Annotated in this window: 17 protein-coding genes; all 17 read left to right on the top strand. The window is 42.6% G+C overall.

The genetic code is table 11. The features are described 5' to 3' along the window. Positions 1 to 149 precede the first annotated feature (149 nt). The 17 genes from ACESQI_RS01290 (at position 150) to ACESQI_RS01210 (ending at position 25,417) form a co-directional block, all read left to right on the top strand. Positions 150 to 608, top strand: coding sequence for an HU family DNA-binding protein (locus tag ACESQI_RS01290; RefSeq protein WP_002558783.1), 459 nt, complete (start codon positions 150 to 152; stop codon positions 606 to 608). A gap of 147 nt (positions 609 to 755) precedes the next feature. Continuing rightward, entirely contained in the window at positions 756 to 1,676 is a 921-nt protein-coding gene (gene rsmH, locus ACESQI_RS01285) for a 16S rRNA (cytosine(1402)-N(4))-methyltransferase RsmH (RefSeq protein WP_002558782.1), read from the top strand. 68 nt (positions 1,677 to 1,744) lie between these two features. After that, on the top strand, positions 1,745 to 2,107 hold the full coding sequence (locus tag ACESQI_RS01280; RefSeq protein WP_002558781.1) for an FtsL-like putative cell division protein: 363 nt from the start codon (positions 1,745 to 1,747) through the stop codon (positions 2,105 to 2,107). A 78-nt stretch (positions 2,108 to 2,185) separates the two neighbouring features. After that, complete coding sequence (locus ACESQI_RS01275; RefSeq protein WP_278509399.1) at positions 2,186 to 4,285, top strand: penicillin-binding protein; 2,100 nt, start codon at positions 2,186 to 2,188, stop codon at positions 4,283 to 4,285. Positions 4,286 to 4,344: 59 nt separating this feature from the next. Further along, complete coding sequence (locus ACESQI_RS01270; RefSeq protein ID WP_195661515.1) at positions 4,345 to 5,802, top strand: UDP-N-acetylmuramoyl-L-alanyl-D-glutamate--2,6-diaminopimelate ligase; 1,458 nt, start codon at positions 4,345 to 4,347, stop codon at positions 5,800 to 5,802. A gap of 86 nt (positions 5,803 to 5,888) precedes the next feature. Then, entirely contained in the window at positions 5,889 to 7,157 is a 1,269-nt protein-coding gene (gene mraY / locus ACESQI_RS01265; protein ID WP_007483450.1) for a phospho-N-acetylmuramoyl-pentapeptide-transferase, read from the top strand. A 170-nt stretch (positions 7,158 to 7,327) separates the two neighbouring features. Next, positions 7,328 to 8,662 carry a UDP-N-acetylmuramoyl-L-alanine--D-glutamate ligase gene (murD, locus tag ACESQI_RS01260; RefSeq protein ID WP_195661514.1) on the top strand — a complete coding sequence of 445 codons (1,335 nt, stop codon included), beginning with the start codon at positions 7,328 to 7,330 and terminating at the stop codon, positions 8,660 to 8,662. A 29-nt stretch (positions 8,663 to 8,691) separates the two neighbouring features. Continuing rightward, positions 8,692 to 9,984, top strand: coding sequence for an FtsW/RodA/SpoVE family cell cycle protein (locus tag ACESQI_RS01255; protein ID WP_373125377.1), 1,293 nt, complete (start codon positions 8,692 to 8,694; stop codon positions 9,982 to 9,984). 73 nt (positions 9,985 to 10,057) lie between these two features. Next, the gene (gene murG, locus ACESQI_RS01250) at positions 10,058 to 11,170 is read left to right on the top strand and encodes an undecaprenyldiphospho-muramoylpentapeptide beta-N-acetylglucosaminyltransferase (protein ID WP_195661512.1); all 1,113 of its coding nucleotides are present in this window, start codon (positions 10,058 to 10,060) and stop codon (positions 11,168 to 11,170) included. Further along, a complete protein-coding gene (murC, locus tag ACESQI_RS01245; protein WP_195661511.1) occupies positions 11,167 to 12,561 on the top strand; it encodes a UDP-N-acetylmuramate--L-alanine ligase in 1,395 nt (464 codons plus the stop codon). Before murG ends, murC begins: the two co-directional genes overlap by 4 nt. A gap of 30 nt (positions 12,562 to 12,591) precedes the next feature. Continuing rightward, on the top strand, positions 12,592 to 13,329 hold the full coding sequence (locus ACESQI_RS01240) for a cell division protein FtsQ/DivIB (protein WP_007483444.1): 738 nt from the start codon (positions 12,592 to 12,594) through the stop codon (positions 13,327 to 13,329). Positions 13,330 to 13,387: 58 nt separating this feature from the next. Next, positions 13,388 to 14,821 carry a cell division protein FtsA gene (ftsA, locus tag ACESQI_RS01235; protein WP_007483443.1) on the top strand — a complete coding sequence of 478 codons (1,434 nt, stop codon included), beginning with the start codon at positions 13,388 to 13,390 and terminating at the stop codon, positions 14,819 to 14,821. 81 nt (positions 14,822 to 14,902) lie between these two features. After that, positions 14,903 to 16,216, top strand: a complete 1,314-nt coding sequence (ftsZ, locus tag ACESQI_RS01230) for a cell division protein FtsZ (protein ID WP_002558771.1) — start codon at positions 14,903 to 14,905, stop codon at positions 16,214 to 16,216. Positions 16,217 to 16,292: 76 nt separating this feature from the next. Further along, positions 16,293 to 16,742, top strand: a complete 450-nt coding sequence (locus tag ACESQI_RS01225; protein WP_195661509.1) for a GatB/YqeY domain-containing protein — start codon at positions 16,293 to 16,295, stop codon at positions 16,740 to 16,742. 259 nt (positions 16,743 to 17,001) lie between these two features. Continuing rightward, positions 17,002 to 20,190: a TonB-dependent receptor gene (locus ACESQI_RS01220; protein ID WP_195661508.1), complete on the top strand. Its 3,189-nt coding sequence runs from the start codon at positions 17,002 to 17,004 to the stop codon at positions 20,188 to 20,190. Between the two features lie 23 nt (positions 20,191 to 20,213). Next, entirely contained in the window at positions 20,214 to 21,863 is a 1,650-nt protein-coding gene (locus tag ACESQI_RS01215; protein WP_320908220.1) for a RagB/SusD family nutrient uptake outer membrane protein, read from the top strand. A 146-nt stretch (positions 21,864 to 22,009) separates the two neighbouring features. After that, on the top strand, positions 22,010 to 25,417 hold the full coding sequence (locus tag ACESQI_RS01210) for a sulfatase-like hydrolase/transferase (protein ID WP_373125376.1): 3,408 nt from the start codon (positions 22,010 to 22,012) through the stop codon (positions 25,415 to 25,417). Positions 25,418 to 25,944: the final 527 nt, after the last annotated feature.

Here is a 25,944-nt window from a genome sequence, read left to right as displayed (position 1 = left end):
AAGGCTGAAAGCAGGATGGGATGAAAAATACCTGTCAACACTTTTACAGGACAGCGCATTTTAATGCGTCGGCCCTGTCACAAGACAAGTATACAAGAACACAGTAATCTTGTACATAAAAACATTATTATCAATAATATAAAAAGTATATGTCTATCAACTATGTAGTAACCAAAAAGGTGGATAAAACGAAAGGAGAAGTAAAAGTACGTTATTATGCTACCACAAGGGCTATGCAAAAAAAGCCTGTTGACAGTTCACAGATTGCAATGCAGTTAGCCGAAAGAAGCTCTCTGCAAGATGGAGATGTAATGTCGGTGCTGACACAGTTATCGGGGATCATCGCCGGACACTTGCACGAAGGCAGGACAGTAAGTATTGACGGATTGGGAAATTTCTTCCCAACCATTAGTAGTGAAGGAGTAGAAAAGCCGGAAGAGTGTACAGCAGATAAAGTGTGGGTAGCACGTATCGGATTCAAAGCGGCTCCTGCTTTTTTGAAAAAGGTACGAATAAAAACCAAATTCATCAGTATCCAATTGCAAGAAGGAAGAAAAGCAGCTGCTAAAAAAAAGAAGAAAGCAGCAGAAGCAGGTAATGAGAAGTGAACATAAAAATAATAGGGAAAAAGAGAACGAAGAAGCATTTAACAATCTGTTGAAAACTTTATTTCACATTTTCTATCGGAGAGATTCTTTTTTCTTTGAGAAATACGTATTTTTGCCGACACTTGCTTATATAATAAGGTGAAATAGATGAAGAAAGAACAAGAGGAATTGACATATCACGTACCTGTATTACTAAAAGAAAGCGTAGACGGAATGAATATTCGCCCCGGTGGAACGTATGTAGACGTTACTTTCGGTGGTGGCGGACATTCACGGGAGATACTTTCACGTTTAGAAAAAGGCGGACGTTTACTGGGGTTTGACCAGGACGAGGATGCCGAACGGAACATTGTCAATGACCCACATTTCACATTTGTACGAAGTAACTTTCGCTATTTGCATAATTTTCTTCGCTATCATGAAATAGAAAAAGTAGATGCTATACTGGCAGATTTAGGGGTATCGTCTCATCACTTTGATGACAGCGAACGAGGATTTTCATTTCGCTTTGACGGAGCACTGGATATGCGTATGAACAAGCGGGCAGGACTCACAGCTGCTGATGTTTTAAATACCTATGATGAAGAACGATTAGCAGATCTTTTTTATCTGTACGGAGAATTAAAAAACAGTCGTAAACTGGCATCGGTTATAGTAAAATCCCGTGCTTCCGGACAGATTAAGACAATAGGTGAGTTTCTGGAAATCATCAAACCGCTATTTGGACGTGAACGGGAAAAGAAGGAATTAGCCAAAGTATTTCAGGCACTCCGTATAGAAGTAAACCAGGAAATGGAAGCATTGAAAGAGATGTTGCTGGCAGCAACGGAAGCACTAAAACCGGGTGGAAGATTAGTAGTAATCACTTATCATTCGTTGGAAGACCGAATGGTAAAAAACATCATGAAAACCGGTAATGTTGAGGGTAAAGCAACACAAGATTTTTTTGGAAATCTGCAAACTCCATTCAAACTGGTAAACAATAAAGTGATTGTCCCGAATGAGGAAGAGATAGAACGTAATCCGAGATCACGAAGTGCCAAATTAAGAATAGCGGAAAAGAAATAAAAGAGAAGCTTGTAAGTAAATTAAGATCAGGCTGTCTAAAAGATAAGTCAACTAAAATAGAGACAACGATGGAAGAAGAAAAGATAATAAAAGAAGAGCCGAAAGGAGGTAAAAAGAAAAAAAGAACTTCCTTGAAAAGTATTCTTGGAGGAGATATTCTGGCAACAGACTTTTTCCGCCGCCAAACAAAGCTGCTGGTACTTATCATGATATTTATTATCTTCTACATTCATAACCGATATGCCAGCCAGCAACAACAGATTGAAATAGACCGACTTAAAAAAGAGCTTATCGACATAAAATATGACGCACTGACACGTAGTTCGGAGTTGATGGAAAAAAGCCGCCAGTCGCGTATCGAAGAATATATCTCGACTAAAGAAAGTGATTTGCAGACTTCGACCAATCCACCGTATGAAATCAAAAAATGAAGTACATAGAGAACAGGTAACTTTAAATAGTAAATCGTTAAACAGTTAATAGTCTTGGCAGTTAATAAAAAAAATATAATGACCCGTTACTTCTTCGTCATCCTCATCATGGGGTTGGTGGGAGTAGCAATTGTTGTAAAGGCAGGCATTACCATGTTTGCCGAACGACAATACTGGCAGGATGTAGCAGACCGTTTTGTAAAGGAGAATGTAACCGTAAAACCGAACCGGGGTAATATTATTTCATCCGACGGTAAATTAATGGCAAGTTCACTGCCGGAATATCGTATCTACATGGACTTTAAAGCTGGTGCTCCTGCTAAAATAGACTCACTAAAAAAACATATGAATGAGATTTGCGAAGGATTACACCAGATATTTCCTGATAAAAGTGCTGCCGAGTTTAAAGCGCATCTTCAAAAAGGAATGAAAAAAGGAAGCCGGAACTACCTGCTCTATCCCAAACGAATCTCCTACATTCAATACAAAGAAGCCAAACGCCTGCCTGTTTTTAACATGAACAAATATAAAGGCGGATTTCATGAACTGGCATACAACCAACGCAAGAAGCCATTCGGTTCTCTGGCTGCCCGTACCTTAGGGGATCTTTATGCTGACACAGCACAAGGTGCAAAGAATGGAATTGAATTGGCTTTTGATACATTGCTGAAAGGACGGGACGGAATCACACACCGTCAGAAGGTAATGAACAAATACCTTAACATCGTAGACATTCCTCCCATAGACGGTTGTGATCTTATTGCCACCATTGATGTAGGGATGCAGGATATTTGCGAAAAGGCATTGGTGGACAAACTGAAAGAGTTAAATGCCAGTGTAGGCGTTGTTGTATTGATGGAGGTTTCAACAGGAGAAGTCAAAGCGATAGTCAACATGATGAAAGCTGCAGACGGCAACTATTACGAGATGCGTAACAATGCTATCAGTGACATGCTTGAGCCGGGATCCACTTTCAAGACTGCTTCTATCATGGTAGCCTTGGAAGACGGGCACATCACTCCGGACTATGAGGTAGATACGGGAAACGGTATCAAAATGATGTATGGACGTGCAATGAGAGACTGGAACTGGCATCGTGGCGGATACGGAAGAATCAATGTAACACGTATTCTTGAAGTATCATCTAACGTGGGAACTTCAAGTATCATAGACCAATTCTATCATGACAAACCACAAAAGTTTGTAGATGGGCTGAAACGTATGAGCATTGACCAACCGCTACATTTACAGATATCAGGAGAAGGTAAACCCAATATTAAAGGGCCCAAAGAACGTTATTTTGCAAAAACAACCCTTCCCTGGATGAGCATTGGTTATGAAACTCAGGTACCGCCAATGAATATCCTGACCTTCTATAATGCCATTGCAAACAATGGAGTCATGGTGCGTCCCAAATTCGTAAGAGCAGCTGTGAAGGATGGAGAAGTAGTAAAAGAGTTTCCAACGGAGGTGATTAATCCGAAAATTTGTTCAGACAATACATTGAAGCAGATACAGGAAATTTTGTACAAAGTTGTTCATCAGGGATTGGCAGGACCGGCAGGTAGTAAGCAGTTTGCCGTTTCGGGAAAAACAGGTACGGCACAGATCTCACAAGGTGCTGCCGGATATAAAACAGGAAGAACAAATTATCTGGTTAGTTTCTGTGGATATTTCCCTTCGGAAGCTCCGAAATATAGCTGTATTGTTTCTATTCAGAAACCCGGGTTACCAGCTTCGGGAGGTTTGATGGCAGGTAGCGTATTTGGCAAAATTGCAGAAAGAGTATATGCAAAAGACCTGCGTTTGCCTTTGACAAATGCCATCGACACAAATAGCGTAGTCATTCCCGACGTAAAAGCCGGAGAGATGAATGATGCCAAACGGGTACTGGATGAGCTGAGTATACAAAGCCAAAGCAAATTTGACTTAAAGAGTGGTAAAGAAACCTGGGGAAGTACACATGCAGCTCCCAAAAGTGTTATTCTGGAAAGCAGAGACCTCATGCGGGATTTTGTACCCAGCGTTATAGGCATGGGGGCAAAAGACGCTGTTTATTTGCTTGAAAGCAGAGGAGTGAAAGTAAAACTGGTAGGTGTAGGCAAGGTGAAAAGCCAGTCGATAGCTAACGGAACGAGAGTAAAGAAAGGACAAACAATAACACTCGTACTGCATTAGAGAGATTAAACTGAAGATTTTGAATAAGTAGTACGTGTCAACCGAATATAAAAAAGAAGATGAAGTTAAATGAATTATTAAAGGCTATTCAACCGATACAAGTTGTCGGAGCTTCGGACATAGAAATAACAGGAGTCAACATTGATTCCAGACAAGTGGAGGCAGGCCATTTATTTATGGCTATGCGTGGCACACAGACAGACGGACATGCATATATTCCTGTAGCAATTGAAAAAGGAGCCATAGCTGTGCTTTGTGAAGATATGCCTGAACATCCGGAAGAAGGTATCACCTATATACAAGTGAAAGACAGCGAAGATGCAACCGGTAAAGTTGCTACTACTTTCTTTGGAGATCCTACTTCAAAAGTGGAATTGGTGGGTGTAACCGGAACAAACGGAAAAACAACAATCGCTACCTTATTATATAATACATTCCGTTATTTCAGATATAAAGTAGGACTCATCTCAACGGTATGTAACTATATTGATGATGAAGCGATTCCGACTGAGCATACCACTCCTGACCCTATCACACTAAACCGGTTGCTGGGAAGAATGGCTGATGAAGGCTGTAAATACGTTTTCATGGAGGTAAGCTCCCACTCCATTGCCCAGAAACGTATCAGTGGTTTAAAGTTTGCAGGAGGTATCTTCACCAACCTGACCCGTGACCATCTGGATTATCATAAGACAGTAGAAAACTATCTGAAAGCAAAGAAAAAATTCTTTGATGACCTACCCAAGAGTGCATTCAGTCTTACTAACCTGGATGATAAAAACGGGCTGGTAATGACGCAGAACACACGTTCGAAGGTGTACACCTACTCTCTGAGGAGTTTGAGTGACTTCAAAGGCAGAGTGTTAGAATCACATTTTGAAGGAATGTTACTTGATTTCAATAACCATGAATTGATGGTACAATTCATAGGCAAATTCAATGCTTCCAATCTTCTGGCTGTATTTGGTGCAGCAGTGTTGCTTGGTAAGAAAGAAGAAGACGTACTGGTAGCACTCAGCACACTCCATCCGGTAGCCGGACGTTTTGATGCCATTCGTTCGCCACAGGGATATACAGCGATTGTTGATTATGCACATACTCCGGATGCTCTGATAAATGTACTGAATGCCATTCATGGAGTACTCGAAGGAAAAGGAAAAGTGATTACCGTAGTAGGTGCCGGAGGTAACCGTGACAAAGGTAAACGTCCTATTATGGCCAAAGAAGCTGCCAAAGCAAGCGATCGCGTTGTCATCACATCGGATAACCCTCGTTTTGAAGAACCTCAGGACATCATAAATGATATGTTAGCTGGTCTGGACACAGAGGACAGAAAGAAAACAATCAGTATTACAGACCGTAAAGAGGCTATTCGCACCGCTTGTATGCTGGCCGAAAAAGGAGATGTAATTCTCGTTGCCGGAAAAGGGCATGAGAACTATCAGGAGATAAAAGGAGTGAAACATCACTTTGATGATAAAGAGATATTAAAAGAGTTATTTTCATTGACAATTTAACAATTTACAATTTACGATTGGAGTTACCATTGTAAAAAAAGTAATTTAAATCGTAAATAGTAAATCGTCCAATAGTAAATAAAATCATGTTATACTATCTATTTGAGTGGCTACATAAATTAAACTTCCCCGGAGCGGGAATGTTTGGATATACATCTTTCCGTGCATTGATGGCTATCATTCTGGCACTGCTGATTTCAAGTATCTGGGGTGACAAGTTTATCAATTTGCTGAAACGAAAGCAAATCACGGAAACACAGCGTGATGCTAAAATCGATCCTTTTGGCGTCAACAAAGTAGGTGTACCCAGTATGGGAGGTGTTATCATCATTGTAGCCATTTTGATACCTTGCCTGTTGCTTGGAAAATTACATAATATCTATATGATATTGATGCTCATCACCACTGTATGGCTGGGATCACTGGGATTTGCCGATGACTATATCAAAATATTCAAAAAAGACAAAGAAGGATTACACGGTAAGTTTAAAATTATCGGTCAGGTAGGATTAGGGCTGATTGTCGGATTAACCCTATACCTCAGCCCGGATGTGGTAATTCGTGAAAACATCGAGGTACAAACTCCCGGACGTGAAATGGAGGTTATACATGGGACGAATGATCTCAAGTCTACTCAGACTACCATTCCGTTTTTTAAAAGCAATAACCTTGATTATGCCGATCTGGTAGCTTTTATGGGTGATCATGCTCAAACAGCCGGTTGGATATTGTTTGTTATCATCACCATCTTTGTGGTGACAGCCGTATCCAACGGAGCCAATCTGAATGACGGCATGGACGGTATGGCCGCGGGTAACTCTGCCATCATCGGATTAACATTGGGAATATTAGCATATGTATCAAGCCACATTGAATTCGCGGGATACCTGAACATTATGTATATCCCCGGTTCGGAAGAACTGGTTATCTTCATTTGCGCATTTATCGGTGCACTGATAGGATTCTTATGGTACAATGCATATCCGGCACAAGTATTTATGGGAGATACGGGTAGCTTAACAATTGGTGGTATTATTGCCGTATTTGCCATCATTATACACAAAGAATTACTGATTCCGATTCTTTGTGGTGTGTTCCTGATAGAAAACCTGTCGGTGATTCTGCAACGTGCCTATTATAAAGTCGGTAAACGGAAAGGAGTGAAACAACGTCTCTTTAAACGTACGCCTATACACGACCATTTCCGTACATCAATAAATCAGATAGAAGACGGATGCCGGGTAGTGTTTACAAAACCGGACAATCTGTTTCACGAATCAAAAATCACAGTTCGCTTTTGGATTGTAACGATTGTACTGGCAGCCATAACGATTATTACATTAAAAATAAGATAAATAAGGATTCAATGCGTCAATATGCCGATGTGCCAATTAAGAAAAGCCAATGGAATAATGAAGCATGAAGCCCAAAGATAACAGAGAGAATTAACCGGATTATTAACCATTAAAGTTTGTGCACTGCCATTGGTGTATTAGCATATTGGCCTATTAGCACATTATTGAGAATGAAAAGAATTGTAATTTTAGGAGCAGGTGAAAGTGGCGCAGGTGCTGCCGTATTAGCCAAGGTAAAAGGATTCGAGACGTTTGTATCAGATATGTCCGCCATTAAGGACAAATACAAGGAACAACTCGACAGCCACGGTATTGCCTGGGAAGAAGGTCATCATACCGAAGAATTGATTCTGAATGCCGACGAGGTAGTAAAAAGCCCGGGGATTCCGAATGATGCTCCATTGATTCTGAAACTAAAGGCACAAGGCACGCCGATCATATCGGAAATAGAATTTGCCGGACGCTATACGGATGCAAAGATGGTTTGTATCACCGGATCAAACGGAAAAACAACAACAACCAGCCTTATTTATCACATTTTTAAAAGTGCAGGACTAAATGTGGGACTGGCAGGAAATATAGGAAAAAGCCTGGCTTTACAAGTAGCAGAAGGCAAGCATGATTATTATGTAATCGAACTAAGTTCATTTCAACTGGACAACATGTACGAATTTCGTGCAAATATCGCTGTCCTGATGAATATTACGCCGGATCACCTGGATCGTTACGATCACTGTATGCAAAATTATATTGATGCCAAATTCCGTATTACCCAAAACCAAACTCAGGACGATGCTTTCGTTTTCTGGAATGACGATCCTATCATCAAACGAGAACTGGAAAAGCACGGCTTAAAGGCACACTTATACCCATTCGCAGCAGTAAAAGAGGATGGAGCAATTGCCTATGTAGAGGATAATGAGGTAAAAATCACAGAGCCAATTGCGTTCAACATGGAACAAGAGAAGTTGGCACTGACCGGACAACATAATCTCTATAATTCACTGGCAGCAGGTATCTCGGCCAATCTTGCCGGTATTACCAAAGAAGATATCCGCAAAGCATTGTCGGATTTTAAAGGTGTGGAACACCGTTTAGAGAAAGTAGCCCGCGTAGGTGGTATTGATTTTATCAATGACTCCAAAGCTACCAATGTAAACTCTTGTTGGTATGCACTGCAAAGTATGACAACCCAAACAGTGCTTATACTTGGTGGTAAGGATAAAGGAAATGACTATACAGAAATAGAAGATCTGGTACGCGAAAAATGTTCGGCATTGGTGTATCTGGGACTGCACAATGAAAAACTACATGCTTTTTTCGACCGGTTCGGATTACCGGTAGCCGATGTACAGACCGGCATGAAAGATGCAGTAGAAGCTGCATATAAACTGGCTAAAAAAGGTGAAACCGTACTGTTAAGTCCTTGTTGTGCCTCCTTCGATCTCTTCAAGAGTTACGAAGATCGTGGCGACCAGTTCAAAGAGTACGTTCGCGCCCTCTAATTTTTAATCTTTAATTCTTAATTAAAACAGTGGATCTATTAAAGAACATATTCAAGGGCGATAAGGTAATCTGGATTATCTTTCTCTGCCTCTGCCTCATCTCAATCATTGAGGTATTTTCGGCAGCCAGCACCCTGACGTATAAGAGCGGGGACCACTGGGGACCGATCACACAGCATTCTATCATCCTGATGGTGGGGGCCGTTGTTGTAGTGTTGATGCACAATATTCCTTATAAATGGTTTCAGGTATTCCCTGTTTTCCTATACCCTGTCTCTGTTGTACTGCTGGCTTTTGTTACGCTGATGGGTGTTATCACAGGCGATCGCGTCAATGGTGCAGCACGTTGGATGTCGTTCATGGGATTACAGTTCCAGCCATCGGAGCTGGCAAAGATGGCTGTGGTTATTGCAGTTTCTTTTATTCTATCCAAAAGACAGGATGACGAAGGTGCCAATCCGAAGGCATTCAAATACATCATGATTATCACCGGGCTTGTTTGCCTGTTGATTGCTCCGGAAAACCTTTCAACAGCGATGTTACTATTCGGAGTTGTATTTCTGATGATGTTTATCGGCCGGGTAGCAGCACGGAAACTACTTCTTTTAATAGGCTCATTGGGATTGGTAGGTATAATAGGTGTCGTATTTTTGTTGGCCATCCCAAAGGATTCGGATATTCCTTTCCTGCATCGTTTTGACACATGGAAAAGTCGTATCACCAATTTCACAGAAAAAGAGGAAGTACCGGCTGCAAAATTTGATATAGACAAAGATGCCCAGATAGCGCATGCCCGTATTGCTATTGCAACAAGTAATTTTGTTGGTAAAGCACCTGGCAACTCTATTCAACGCGACTTTTTAAGTCAGGCATTCTCTGATTTTATATTTGCCATCATTATAGAAGAGCTTGGCCTGGTGGGAGGAGCTTTCGTAGTTTGCTTGTATATCTGGCTACTGGTACGCGCCGGACGCATAGCCCAAAAATGCGAACGAACGTTCCCTGCTTTTCTGGTAATGGGTATAGCACTCATGTTGGTATCGCAGGCAATTTTAAATATGATGGTAGCCGTTGGTTTATTCCCGGTGACAGGGCAACCTCTGCCACTCATCAGTAAAGGAGGAACTTCAACTTTAATAAACTGTGCCTATATCGGTATGATACTGAGTGTAAGTCGTTATACTGCGTATCTTGAAGAGCAGAAAGAACGTGATGCACAACTACAGATGCAGATAGCAGCAGAAACAACCGAAGGTCAGATAGTTGCAGAACCTACAGCACAGGTGTTGAATAGTGATGCAGAGTTTGAGAAAGAGAAATAGTTAAGAGTTACAGGTCGTTGCGTCCCGATATCCTATGATATCCGCGATCAGTAGTTCACTAAAATAATGTATAATGGAAAAAGAGCTTAGAATCATCATCAGTGGCGGTGGTACAGGAGGACATATCTTTCCGGCTGTATCCATCGCCAATGCCATAAAAGAGCAGTGTCCTGATGCTAAAATATTATTCGTTGGTGCTGAAGGCCGAATGGAAATGCAACGCGTACCTGATGCCGGTTATGAGATTGTCGGGCTGCCGGTTGCCGGATTCGACCGTAAACGCCTGTGGAAGAACTTCGCTGTACTCATTAAACTGGCGCGTAGCCAATGGAAAGCAAAGAGTATCATTAAGCAGTTTCGCCCTCAGGTAGCAGTAGGCGTTGGTGGCTATGCCAGCGGACCAACTCTGAAGATGGCTGGTATGATGGGAGTTCCCACTCTGATACAAGAACAAAATTCTTATGCAGGAGTAACCAATAAGTTATTAGCAAAGAAAGCATGTAAAATATGCGTGGCGTATGATGGTATGGAAAAATTCTTTCCGGCAGATAAAATACTGATGACAGGAAACCCGGTTCGCCAAAACCTGTTTACCAATACTCAAAGCCGGGAAGAGGCCATACAGGCTTTCGGACTCAGCCCGGAAAAGAAAACAATGTTGATCTTGGGAGGTAGCCTTGGCGCACGTACCATTAATAATACGTTGATAGCAGGGTTACAAACCATAAAAGAGACAAGCGGCATTCAATTCATTTGGCAAACAGGAAAAATATATTACCAACAGGTAATGGAAGCTGTTAAAACAGCAGGAGAAATTCCGAATCTGTATGTAACAGACTTTATTAAAGACATGGCTACAGCTTATTCAGCAGCTGATTTGGTGATCTCCCGGGCTGGTGCGGGTTCTATATCAGAGTTCTGCCTGCTGAGCAAACCGGTTATTCTGGTTCCTTCGCCTAATGTAGCTGAAGACCATCAGACTAAGAATGCATTGGCCTTGGTCAATAAGCAGGCTGCCATATATGTAAAAGATGTAGAAGCAGAAGAGAAACTGTTGTCCGTAGCATTAGAAACAATTACCAATGCTACAAAATTAAAAGATTTAAGTGAGAATATAGCAAAGTTAGCATTGCCGGACTCTGCTACTATCATAGCAAAAGAAGTGATAAAATTAGCACAACAATGAATATCGAAACTATAAAATCAGTCTATTTTGTTGGTGCCGGTGGCATCGGAATGAGTGCACTTGTACGTTACTTTCTTTCCAGAGGAAAATTCGTAGCCGGTTATGACCGTACTCCCAGCGAACTAACTGAGTGCCTTATTGCCGAAGGTGCACAAATACACTACGAAGAAGACGCAGACCTGATTCCCGAAGAATGTAAAGACAAGGAAAGTACTCTCGTCGTACTGACACCCGCCGTACCACAGAAACATGCCGAACTGGTTTATTTCCGTAACAACGGTTTTGAAATACAGAAACGCGCCCAGGTATTGGGAACCATTACGCACTCCAGTAAAGGGCTTTGCGTAGCCGGGACCCATGGAAAGACAACTACTTCGACGATGACTGCACATTTGTTACACCAGTCACATGTGGGGTGTACAGCTTTCTTAGGAGGAATTTCCAAAAATTATGGAACTAACCTGCTACTTTCGAAGACAAGCCCGTACACTGTAATCGAAGCGGATGAATTTGACCGTTCCTTCCACTGGCTATCTCCGTTTATGTCCGTCATCACATCTACGGATCCCGATCATCTGGATATCTACGGAACAGCAGAAGCATACCTTGAAAGTTTTGAACACTACACCACGCTTATTCAGCCAGGTGGTGCATTGATTATTCGCAAAGGTATTTCGCTGCAACCTCAGGTACAGCAAGGAGTGAAAGTATATACTTATTCGCGCGACGAAGGTGATTTCCATGCTGAAAATATCCGTATCGGAAACGGTGAGATTTTCATTGACTTTGTCGGACCGAAGGTACGTATCAACGATATCCAACTGGGGGTACCCATAAGTATCAACATCGAAAATGGAGTAGCTGCCATGGCACTTGCTCACCTGAATGGTGTCACAAATGAGGAAATTAAACAAGCTATGGCGAGTTTCCATGGAGTGGACCGCCGTTTCGATTTTAAAATCAAAAACGATCGCGTAGTCTTTCTGAGTGATTATGCTCATCATCCGTCAGAGATCAAACAGAGTGTGCTGTCTATCCGCGAATTGTATAAAGACAAAAAGATTACAGCTATCTTCCAACCTCATCTATATACACGTACGCGTGATTTTTATAAAGATTTTGCAAGTAGTTTATCCCTCTTGGACGAAGTAATTCTGGTAGATATCTACCCGGCGCGTGAACAACCCATACCGGGAGTAACCAGCCAACTGATTTACGATAATCTCCGTCCCGGTATTGAGAAATGTATGTGTAAAAAAGAAGAAATTCTGAATATCCTGGAAAACAAGAATATAGAAGTATTAATCACTCTTGGAGCTGGTGACATAGACAACTATGTTCCATCTATTACAGAAAAATTAAATACAAGATTGAACAAACCTCAATCATAAATTGTAAATCGTATAATTGTAAATGTCATTATGCTGAAACGGATTCTTTTATCCCTCGTCCTGTTGCTCGTCACTGCCTATCTGTGTATAGCCGTGACAGTATTCAACCGTAAACCGGCCAACCAGGTTTGTCGTGACATGGAATTAATTATCAAGGACACGGTTTATGCCGGTTTCGTAACCAAAGACGAAGTAGCCGGAATACTACAAAAGAAAGGAATCTACCCCGTAGGAAAGAAAATGGAACGCATCCAGACTAAAACCCTGGAACGGGAACTGGATAAACACCCGCTTATTGACGAAACAGAATGCTACAAAACTCCCAGTGGCAAACTCTGTGTAGAAGTTAAACAGCGTATTCCAATACTCCGTATCATGAGTAATAATGGCGAGAACTATTATGTCGATAACAAAGGAACCATCATGCCACCCGAAGCCAAATGCGTAGCTCGCCGGACAATTGTAACCGGAAATGTAGAAAAGTCGTTTGCAATGAGGGATTTATATAAGTTTGGTGTATTTTTGCAGAACAATCCGTTCTGGGATGCTCAGATAGAACAAATTCATGTACTACCCAGTAAGGATATTGAATTGGTACCACGGGTAGGTGATCATATTGTCTATCTTGGAAAACTGGAACACTTTGAAGATAAACTGGATCGCCTGAAAACATTCTATGGGAAAGCCTTGAACGAAGTGGGATGGAATAAATATTCACGCATCAGTCTGGAGTTCAGTAACCAGATTATCTGCACCAAGCATCAATGATGAATGCCTGCGCGCAGCCAATTGTAAATAGTAAATTGTAAAATCGTAAATAAGAAATATGGCAACAACAGAATTTATCGCCGCTATTGAACTGGGTTCATCAAAGGTTACCGGCATTGCCGGAAGAAAGAACAGTGACGGAAGTATGCAGGTGTTGGCTTATGCCAAAGAAGATTCTTCTTCGTTCATCCGAAAAGGAATTATCTATAATCTGGATAAGACAGCCCAAAGCCTTACGTCCATCATTAACAAGTTGGAAGGCGATCTGAAAAACTCAATCGCCAAGGTATATGTAGGTATCGGCGGACAATCACTCCGTACCGTACGGAATGTCGTAAGCCGTGACCTGAACGAAGAAACAATCATCTCGCAAGAGTTAGTGGATGCTATCTGCGATGAGAATCTGGAAATTCCGTTGGTAGACATGGATATATTGGATGTTGCCCCACAGGAATATAAGATCGGCAACAACCTGCAAGCAGATCCTGTAGGAGTGGCCGGTAGCCATATCGAAGGACGTTTCCTGAATATCGTAGCACGGGCTTCGATCAAAAAAAATCTGGAACGCTGTTTCGAACAGGCTAAAATAGAGATAGCCGACCTGCTTATCTCTCCATTAGTAACTGCCAATGCCGTACTAAGCGAAAGTGAACGCCGTTCGGGCTGTGCGCTTATCGACTTCGGAGCTGACACCACTACGATCTCTGTTTATAAAAATAATATTCTTCGTTTCCTCACTGTTTTGCCGTTAGGTGGAAACAGCATTACGCGCGACATCACCTCCATGCAGATGGAAGAGGAAGAAGCTGAACGCCTGAAAATAACTTTCGGGAATGTAATGTACGAGGAAGAAGAAAGTGAAGAAGCCGCTACTTGCCAACTCGAAGATGGAAGCCGTACAGTTGAGTTACAAGCATTAAACAACATTATCGAAGCGCGAGCAGAAGAAATCATCACCAATGTATGGAATCAAATCCAGTTATCAGGCTACGATGACAAATTATTGTCCGGTATTATCATCACCGGTGGAGCCGCTAATCTAAAAAATCTGGACACCATGCTTCGCAAAAGGAGTAAAATTGAAAAGATACGGACTGCCAGGAGTATCCGTAATACGATACAGACAGATAGTGATCTCATAAAGAAAGACGGCACTCAAAACACATTGTTCGGTTTGCTGTTTGAAGGAAAAGAGAACTGTTGTCTGATAGAAACACGTCCTGTAACTCATTCGCAACCTGTCATAACCGAACCGGTCAATATGTTCGAAGAAGATGAAGCACTGAAAGAACAGGAAGCTGCCGCCCGCGAAGCAAAGAAGAAGAAAGATGAAGAAGATAAACGACGCCGGGACGAAGACAGACGCCGTAAAGAAGAAGAAAAACGTAAGAAGGAAGAGGCACGAAAGAAGAAAAAAGAGGGTCCCAGTTGGTTTGAAAAGACTTTCAACAAGATTTCTAACGAGATCTTTTCGGATGACGATATGAAATAATAGTAAATTGTAAATAGAAAACGTACCTTAGTGTCAATATCAGATAATGGTCATGACCATAGGGAATAAATAATAAATATCATGACGGACGAGATAGTACAATTCGATTTCCCGACAGATTCGCCAAAGATCATCAAAGTAATTGGTGTAGGCGGTGGTGGCGGTAACGCCGTAAACCACATGTACAGGGAGGGTATACATGACGTAACATTCGTTCTCTGTAATACAGATAATCAGGCATTGGCAGAATCACCCGTGCCGGTGAAACTACAATTAGGTCGTAACATTACGGAAGGTCTGGGAGCCGGTAACCGCCCCGACCGGGCACGTGATGCAGCCGAAGAAAGTATCGAAGACATCAAGACCCTACTGAATGATGGTACCAAAATGGTATTTATCACTGCCGGAATGGGAGGGGGAACAGGAACCGGTGCTGCTCCTGTTATAGCCCGTATCGCCAAGGAGATGGATATCCTGACTGTAGGTATCGTAACTATCCCTTTCATCTTCGAAGGAGAAAAGAAAATCATCCAGGCATTGGATGGCGTAGAGCGTATCGCCCAGCATGTAGATGCTCTGTTAGTTATCAACAATGAACGCCTGAGAGAAATCTATTCAGACCTCACTTTTATGAATGCGTTCGGAAAAGCGGATGACACACTTTCTATCGCAGCCAAAAGTATAGCTGAAATTATCACCATGCGCGGTACGGTAAATCTGGACTTTGCAGATGTAAAAACGATCTTGAAAGACGGTGGCGTAGCCATTATGAGTACCGGTTTCGGAGAGGGTGAAAATCGTGTGACAAAGGCCATCGATGATGCCTTGCACTCACCGCTACTGAACAACAACGATATATTCAACGCAAAGAAGGTCATGCTGAATGTTTCTTTCTGTCCTAACTCAGAACTGATGATGGAAGAAATGAACGAAATTCACGAGTTCATGAGCAAATTCCGTGAAGGCGTAGAAGTTATCTGGGGTGTGGCTATGGACAATTCACTGGATAAGAAAGTAAAAATAACCGTGCTTGCTACCGGATTTGGTGTAGAAGACGTGCCAGGTATGGACAGTGTGCTCGAGAAACGCAGCCAGGAAGAAGAAGAACGCCAACTCCAACTGGAAGAAGAGAAGGAGAAAAACAAAGAGCGTATTCGCAAAGCATATGGCGAAAGTGCCAGCAGCATTGGAAGTAAAAATATTCGTAAACGCCGTCATATCTACATTTTCAGTGCTGAAGATCTGGATAATGACGATATCATTGCAATGGTAGAAGATTCACCAACCTACCAGCGTGATAAAACCACTCTTGGCAAAATCAGAGCAAAAGCAGCTTTGGAAGAAGAGATCGCAACGGAAGAAGCCGTGGACGAAAGCGGACTAATCACTTTTTGAGTTGAGAGTTGAAAATTAAAGAAATAAGAGTTTTTTTTAATTGTAAATTGTAAATCGCTAAATTGTAAATATAATTATGGATTTATTCGAAAGGGTCAGCGAAGACATTAAAAACGCAATGAAGGCTAAAGATAAAGTAGCCCTTGAAACACTGAGAAATGTAAAGAAATTCTTTCTGGAAGCCAAAACAGCTCCGGGAGCAAATGATATTTTGACAGATGATGCTGCTTTAAAGATCATCCAGAAGCTGGTTAAACAGGGAAAAGACTCTGCAGAAATTTACATCGGACAAGGACGCCAGGACCTGGCAGACGGTGAATTGGCACAAGTAAAGGTTATGGAAGCTTATCTACCTAAACAGATGACGCCGGAAGAATTGGAAGCTGCGCTAAAAGAAATCATTGCGGAAACAGGTGCTACAGGTGGTAAAGATATGGGTAAAGTAATGGGAGTTGCCTCCAAAAAACTTGCCGGATTGGCAGAAGGCCGCGCTATATCTGCTAAAGTGAAAGAATTACTCGGTTAATTCTTCAATATACAGAGGAATTCTCTACGAGAAAACCGAAGCAAATACCAGTTTTTTAGAGAAGTCCCGGAAAGAGAATATTGCTCTCTTTCCGGGACTTCTTTTATAATATTCAACAAATTTATATTTAATTTACACAAGATTAAAATCCAAAAATCAAAACTAAAAATAACAACAACAAGGCTGAAAGCGCAAAAAGAAATAAAAGATTACATTGCAAACACTAAAACCTAAGTATTAATCTTATATTCAAACACGTATGAAAAATGTATTACGCTACATCTTTCTTGTATTATGTACCTGTTTCACTCTACAGGTATACGCACAAGGAAGTATCGAAGTTACTGGTCAGGTGGTCGATGCCGATCAGGAAGGTTTACCCGGTGCAAATATCCTTATTAAAGGAACAACAGTAGGAACCACGACCGATGTGGAGGGTAACTACAAACTTACCGTTACTAATCCCGGTCAAGCCGTGTTAGTATTCTCTTTTATAGGCCTTGACTCCAAAGAAGTGGCCGTGAAAAATCAACGAAGAATTAATGTCACCCTTGAATCATCTGCTGTCGAGCTGGAAGAAGTCGTAAAAATCGGATATGCTACTGTGAAGCGGAAAGATCTGACAGGTTCTGTGTCTTCAGTAAAAGCCAGTGAGCTGGCAGCTGTACCTATTTCAGACGTAACCCAGGCATTAAGTGGTAAAGTGGCCGGTGTACAGGTAATCCGTTCACAAGGTTCACCTGATGCTGATGTATCTATAAAGGTACGTGGAGGTACATCGATTACACAAAGCAATGAACCTCTTTATATTATTGACGGTTTCCCCTCGGAAGACGGATTGAAAGGTATAGAAGCTAATGATATTGAGTCAATTGACATCCTGAAAGATGCTTCGTCGACAGCCATTTATGGAGCAAGGGGAGCAAATGGTGTGGTTCTGGTAACAACGAAAGGCGGTAAACAGGACAAATTGGGTATCAGTTACGACATGTATATAGGATTCAAAAAAGTAAATAAGAAGTACGACCTCCTGGATGTAGAGGATTTCGTAAAATTAGACTACGAACGTTACATCGATCAGCCGGATAAAATGCGCGATGTGATCATTCCAACTTATGGAAATTTCGATGAATACAACCAGTTATATGGAAACCGATCCGGTATCGACTGGCAGAAAGAGGTTTTTGAAAACCACTCTGCTATCAGCCAACAGCATAAATTCACAATCAGTGGAGGTAGTAAGACCTCAAAGTATCTCTTCTCTTATACACGTAATGACGACAAAGGTATTTGGTATGGTAGTGGACTAAAGCGCGATAACTTCCGTATGAAGATCAACCAGGTAGCATCCGAATGGCTTAACCTATCGGCCAATGCAAGTTATATCGACGAAACAACAGAGGGATTGGGAAGTCTCCAGGAAGGCGGAGCATTCAGCCGCATGCAACATGTGATACAATACCGCCCTACTATCGGTAAAAACGGCAGTGACAACGACTTACTTATCAATGATGACGATCCGGTATTGCTACTCGAAGGTGCAAGCCCCATGCAAAGCCCGATTGCTTCTATCGAAAGCGAATCTATAGAAAAACGAAACCGCATCCTGAATATCAATGGAGATGCTGAAATCAAATTCAATAAAGAATGGTCCTATCGCGGAACGGTTGGTATCCGTAAGCGGATGCGCAACGAAGATGTATTTTATTCGGAACGTTCAAAACAGGCAAAGAATGCCGGTGCTCCTTTCGGATGGAAAAAATCAACGGACGAAGAGAGTTTCATGTATAATAACGTGTTGACCTATAATAAATCATTTAACATCAATCATCAACTCGATCTGGTAGGTGGACAGGAGTTCATCTCTTTCAAATCAAAATACTTAAAGACGGGAGCAACTAATTTCCCCGACAAGAACTTCGGTCTGAATGATATGTCGTTAGGGGCTTCACCCGATATTGTACAGACGATCAACCAGGAAGAACGTATGCTGTCTTATTTCTTTCGTGCCAACTATAACCTAAAACAAAGGTATCTTTTCGCAGCTTCCATCCGCGCAGATGGTTCGTCTAAATTCGGAGCAAACAACAAATGGGGCTATTTCCCTTCTGCCTCTTTTGCATGGCGAGCTTCCGAAGAGGAATTTATTAAACGCTGGAATGTATTTTCTAATCTGAAGGTAAGACTCAGCTACGGTGCTGCCGGTAACAATCATATCGACAACTACCTTTCACTTTCAAAAATAGGTTCGGTATGGATCCCCTATGGGACAGGCACTCAAAGTGGCTTTGTAAGCAAACAGCTATACAACCCCGACCTGAAATGGGAAACCAATATCACTGCCAACCTTGGACTGGATATGGGATTCTTCGATCAACGCCTGCAACTGACTGTAGATATCTACAACGTAGAAACCAAAGGTTTGCTACTGGACGCTCCTATCCCTCAATTATCCGGCTTTAAAAACATGATGATCAATGCAGGAAAAACCAATAACAAAGGTGTAGAAGTATCTATTACGTCGCATAACATCCATACCCGGGACTTTACCTGGACTACCAACATCAACCTTGCACACAACAAAAACAAGGTGAAAGAGCTGTACATGTCCGACTATATGGAAATCGTATCAGGATGGGCACAAACCTCTGAGTTCAATAAGAGTGACTACATGATCCGGGTGGGACAGTCGTTGGGACAGATGTATGGCTATCGTCTGAAAGGAATTTATACGATGGATGACTTTACATACGATGCCAATCAACAAAAATATATATTAAAAGAAGGTATACCCTATGATAAAAGCCGTTATCCCAAACCCGGTTATTGGAAGTTTGAAGATATAGATAAAAACGGAGAAATCACCGATAAAGATCGTGAAGTTATCGGGAATGCCAATCCCAAACTCTATGGTGGCATGACCAATACATTGACCTGGAAAGGCTTTGACCTGAGTATCTTCTTGAATTTCTCCATAGGAAACAAGGTATACAGTGCTAATAAGATGTATTATACAAAGTTCAATAACCAGTGGCGCAACACACTGAAAGACGAAGCCCTGAGCCGTTTCACCGTAATGAATGCCAAAGGTGAATATATCTTCAACGATCCGGTACAACTGGCAGAAGTGAACAGAAACAGAAACTACGTATCCATTGAAGGAAGTTCTGACCTTTATTTCCACTCCGGTTATGTAGAAGACGGCTCGTTCCTGAAGATTAACAATATCTCATTGGGATACACCCTCCCACGTGAACTGACAAAGAAAATCAAACTGTCAACAGTACGTTTCTATGCTACCGGATACAATCTTCATACATTCACGAAATACTCCGGCTATGACCCTGAAGTAAACACATACCCTAACAATGGTCTGACTCCGGGAATCGATTGGGGAGCTTATCCTTCTTCTATCTCCTTCGTATTTGGTGCAAACATCGCTTTCTAAACTTTAAAAAAAGAACAAGTATTATGAGAACAACAACGATCAAGCATATAGTAACCCTGCCACTTATTGTTTTGGGTATGGGCATATTCACTTCTTGCGAAGATTTCCTTTCAGAAAAGAAATATGATTTCATTGACGAAGCTGACTTTTATACCAATAACACCGAATTAGAACTTGCCGTAAACGGAGCTTATGAAGTGCTGAGTGAAAAGATGACTTACGGACATTTTATGCTCGTCAACGATTGCGATACCGACCTGAGCCATATCAAGGGTTCGGGTACAGGACAAGCTGCACGGGATATAGGCCACTATAATATCTATGCCGCACATACCTGGCTGGAAGAATCATGGGGGCTTTATTATACAGGTATTGACCGTGTGAACCGTATCATGGACAATAAAGATAAAGTGGAATTACCGGATGAAGCAAGTAAAGCTACTTTCAAACGCATGATTGCTGAGGCTCGCCTTCTGCGTGGACTTTGTTACTTTGACCTTGTACGCATGTGGGGCGATGTACCGATGAAACTAACCTCATCCAAAAAGAGCGAAAACTTCCTGATCCCCCGCACTGATCGTGAAAAGGTATATGACCAGATTATAGAGGATATGACAGCTGCTGTTGCCGACCTACCCTGGCATGACGAAGTTTCTTATACGGGGCGTCCTTCCAAAGGAGCGGCTATGGGATTACTGGCACGTGCTTATCTCTTTCGTGCCGGATACTCCTTGCACCAGGATGGAAAGATGAAACGCCCGGACAATTACAAAGAGTATTACAAACGGGCCAAAGAAGTTTGCAGCGAACTGATCACTTCGCATCACCACTCACTAAATCCAAGTTATGAACGGGTATTCCGCAATGTATGTGAGTATAAACTAGAACCCAAAGAGGTGATGTACGAAGTACAGTTCTATAACCCGACAGGAGGTACGGAACATACCGGTAAAATCGGTTCATACAACTCACCTGAGATTGACAGAAACTCTTCTTATGGGTTGGGAAATTCATTTATCAAAACCACTCACATCTTCTATAATTACTTTGATGAAGATGATCCACGCCTCTCAACCGCTATTGCTACATTTAAAATAGACAAGAATGATAAAGTAATCGCAGTTCCCCTCAACGAGAGTTATAACTGGGCACCCGGCAAATGGCGTCGCAACTGGGTAGCAGGTTCTCCAAAAGACCTCGAAAATACAGATGTAAACTTCATCCTGTTACGTTACTCTGACATACTGCTGATGTATGCTGAAGCTGTAAATGAATACGACGGGCAACTGGACGATCTGGCTATTGAATGTTTGAATCAGGTACGTCGCCGGGCTTATGAAGCCGATCCTACAACTCCGAATGCAGAACTGGACTTCACAAAAGCAGACTTTCCCACACAGCAAACCGTTCGTGATTATCTATATATGGAACGTGCACGCGAACTTTGCTTTGAAGGTTTTCGCAGATTTGATCTTATCCGATGGAATTTATTGGGTAGTACGATTGCCGATTTTGCAGTGAAGTTCAAAGCAGCTGTAGCTGACGGTACACTGAAAGCCTATACCTGGGCGGCAGGAAATCGTTTTGAAGCGGGCAAACATGAACTATATCCGATACCAACTTACGAAATACGGGAGACGAAGGGTATCGTGACCCAGAATCCGAAATATTGATAAAACCCCAGACCGCAGGTTGTATGAACCTATACAAACTATAAACTCTTAAGTCCATAACAATTAGTGTGATTATCTTTTGTTCCGGATTTGTATAATCTGCGGTCAAAGGGGAAAGCTGAAACAGATTTTTATCCCTGACAATTATGAAATACAAGTTATTATCAGCCCTGTCGGGCCTCATCTTACCGCTGGCACATAGTAACGCTACCGGGCAAAAACAGCCCGAACAGCCAAACATTCTCTGCATCGTTTGCGAAGATATCAGTCCTTACCTGGGATGTTATGGCGACGCCGTAGCCGTTACCCCCAACCTGGATAATTTCTCCCGCGAGAGTATACGCTACACGGGTATGTACACCACGATCGGAGTCTCTTCTCCAAGTCGTGCAGCACTTATTACCGGGATGTATCCAACCTCCATTGGTGCCAACAATATGCGTACAGCACAAAACAAGTCGAAACCGGCCGGCATACATCCATACGATGTAGTACTTCCGGCAGGTATCAAATGCTATACGGAACAGATGCGTGCCGCAGGTTATTTCTGCACTAATAACTCAAAAACAGATTACCAGTTTGCCGCTCCTCTAACCGCCTGGGATGAACAAGGAGATCGGGCACATTGGAAACATGCTCCCGAAGGGATGCCCTTCTTCTCCATCTTCAATCTCAATGTGACGCATGAGTTTCAGGTAATGAAACGTGCAGACCAGCCCTTGAGTGTCCAGCCGGAAGGTATCATTCTTCCTCCCTATTATCCGGACGACCCTGTTGTACGCAAAGATATGGCTATTCTTTATAGTAATATCACCGAAATGGACCGTCAGTTTCAGATACTGGTGGATGAGCTTAAGGCATCCGGAAAACTGGACAATACAATTATTATATGGTACTCAGACAACGGAGGCCCCATGCCCAGACAAAAAAGAGAACTGTACGAATCAGGAGCACTTGTGCCGTTTATGATACGTTTCCCCGACGGATACAAAGCGGGAACGGTGGACCGGGGATTGCATATGTTTGTTGATATCCCTGCAACAATCCTTTCACTGGCCGGACTACCTGTACCCGAATATATGCATGGCCGCCCTTTTTTAGGTCAATACAAGCAGAAATCGCGTAAGTATGTCTATGGTGCGCGCGACCGCCTTGACACTTTCTATGAAAAACAAGGTTGTGTACGTGATGAGCGCTATCGCTATATACGTAACTATCGTACTGAACAACCCGACTATCTACCCATCATCTCCCGTGCCGCCATGCCTATGATGGCCCGCATGGCAGAGCTCCATGAAGCCGGAAAACTAAATGCCGATCAGGAGAAATGGTTCAAATATCCCCGTCCCGAAATAGAATTCTATGATGTACAGGCTGATCCGCATGAACTGAACAATCTGGCGGATGACCCTAAATATAAGAAAAAGATAAAGGAACTGAGTGATGAATTTGACCGTTGGATATCCACTTATAATAAGATGTGGAAATACACCGAACCGGAACTCATTGAAATGTTTCGCCCGGGAGGGGTACAGCCTGTAGTAGCCCGCCCTGAAGTAAAGATAGAAAACGGAACGGCTACGCTGACTTGCAGTACCGAAGGAGCTTCCATTGCTTACCAGATAAACGGACGCGGATTGAACGAACACCACTGGTTCCTCTACACAGGTCCGTTCAGCGTAAATCCGGGAGATAAAATTTCGGCTATCGGTGTACGTGCCGGATACAAAGACAGCTCTATACAAGCCGAAGCCGATGAGCTACTTGCCGAATGGGTGGAAACACTCCTTACCTATCAAGTCAGCCACAAAAATGCCTCATTGGACGGAGGACTTCTTTGTCCGGCCTGTGCCCGTGTACACGGGCGTTGTGGTGATGCCGTGCTACCTTTAATGTATATTGCCGAGAAAACGTGTAATGAGAAATATGTAACAGCAGCCAAAAACCTGATGCACTGGATGGGCAATGTTCATCAACCGGATGGTTCATGGATGAATGATGTGAACGTGTCGGATTGGAACGGAACAACCGTATTTGCTGCCATCGCTCTTTATGAGGCCTTACATCATCACGGCCATTTACTGGACGACTCGACCCGTAATGCCTGGCGTGAACAACTCTTGCAGGCCGGAGAATTTATCTATGGTGATAAATTCATCTACAGCCGCCGCCGTGAAGGAATGCGCAATATGAATGTAAACTACTCCGCTTCGGCAATCTATGCCCTCTTTGCTATCGGCACAGAATTCAACCGGCAGGACTTCATCGCCCGTGCCCGCGAAACAGCCGGAGACTTAAAAGCTTTCTTCACCACCAATGAATATTTCCTTTTTGGTGAAGGTCCCGAAATAAAGAAAAAAACACGCAATGGTTGCCTCCCGGTAGACCTTCTATATAATGTAGAAGAATCACTTCCCAATATGGTTTACTATGCCCATATGGCAGATGATAAGGAGCTAATGGCACTCCTGGAAAAATCAATGGATACCCATCTTGAATTTATGCTCCCCGACGGAGCGTGGGACAACAGTTGGGGAACACGCAGCTTTAAATGGACCTATTGGGGAGGACGTACCAGTGACGGTTTCATGGGAGGATACTATACACTTGCCGACCGACATCCGGAATATGCAGAAGCCATCCACCGCAATATCACCTTACTGAAAAAAGCAACCCACAACGGACTATTACATGGAGGTATGAATTATCACGACTGCGGTGTAGAAGCCTGCATTCATCATACCTTCGGACATGCCAAAGCACTGGCTTCTTTTCTCAACCAACCGGTAGTTACTCCGGCCCCCGTTCCACTCCCACGAGATAAGGCTTATGGAGCGAAACGTTTTGAGGATATCAATACCTGGCTGGTGAGTGAAGGCGAATGGCGGGCTACCGTCACCGGATTCGATTCGGAGTACAAAGTGAAAGGGACACATCCGATGGGAGGAGTTCTTTCTATGTTATGGAACAAACAGATCGGTCCGGTATTTGCTGCCACCATGAATCTCTACACGCTGATTGAAGCCCCCAATATGCAAGCCTATACACAGCCACACCGTATGTCCGGCAGCCCTCGTATAGAGTTAATTGAAAATGGAACGATGTATAGTAACCTCGACGATCTGGACACAAAAATAACTTATCAGAAAAAGGGAAATACCCATCAGTTTCATATTGTAACGCATCTGGTAGATAGCAAACAGCAATTTTCTTCTGTCGGAAAAGAAGCTGTGGAGATTGATTATATCTTCCAGGAGAAAGAGATCGGCATTCACTGCTCTATCCCGGAATCACTAAGAAAAGCCGGCGTACAACTAACGTTGCCCATCATTGCCGCGCCACAGGAAAAAGAAAATATAACCGAACATTCTGTTCAAGTAAATAAGGAAGGAGGAGTCTTACTACTCAATAGCCCGCAAACGCTAACGATCGCTCCAACAGATGAAAACGGACGTATTTTCAACCCTGTCCCTGGATTTTGTTTTATCCCTGTGATTGTACACCCCAATGAAAAAGGGGAAGTAGAAATAAGTATCCGTACCACGGCGCCTTAAAAATCCCTACTTATGCGAATCAGTTCACCACAGAGTAGCACAGAGTTCCACAGAGTACTATTTATCTGACAAAATGCGGATTAACACAGATAAACGCAGATTAAAAGACTGTAGCTCTTTATCATACATTTGTTTCCCTTTGCGAAAATCTGCGTTCATTTACGTTTCAATAAAGATTTAAACTCTGTGGAACTCCGTATTACTCTGTGGTGAAATAGATTCATATCCATATAAGAACAAAGATTATGGCCCTATCTTTTCGGTAGCGGAAGTGCCCCTAAACGGCATCGCCACCGTTATCCGGTGTTGTACTTTGTCTTTCTCAGAAAGGAACGTTCCTTTCCCCGGTGAGCAGCGTTGTTTTACATGTACATGTTTCACTGCACGACATGCACATGTCGTACTGCACCACATGCACATGTCGTACCGCTTTACATGTACATGTAAAACAACGCTATACACCGAGGCTTCCTACGTCACTCTACGAGATAGGGCTTTATCGATACCGGAGAGATAAATAGATGGTA

The sequence above is a fragment of the Bacteroides sp. HPS0048 genome, assembly GCF_964240755.1.
Taxonomy (GTDB): domain Bacteria; phylum Bacteroidota; class Bacteroidia; order Bacteroidales; family Bacteroidaceae; genus Bacteroides; species Bacteroides nordii.
This window is presented reverse-complemented; position numbering and strand designations above follow the sequence as displayed.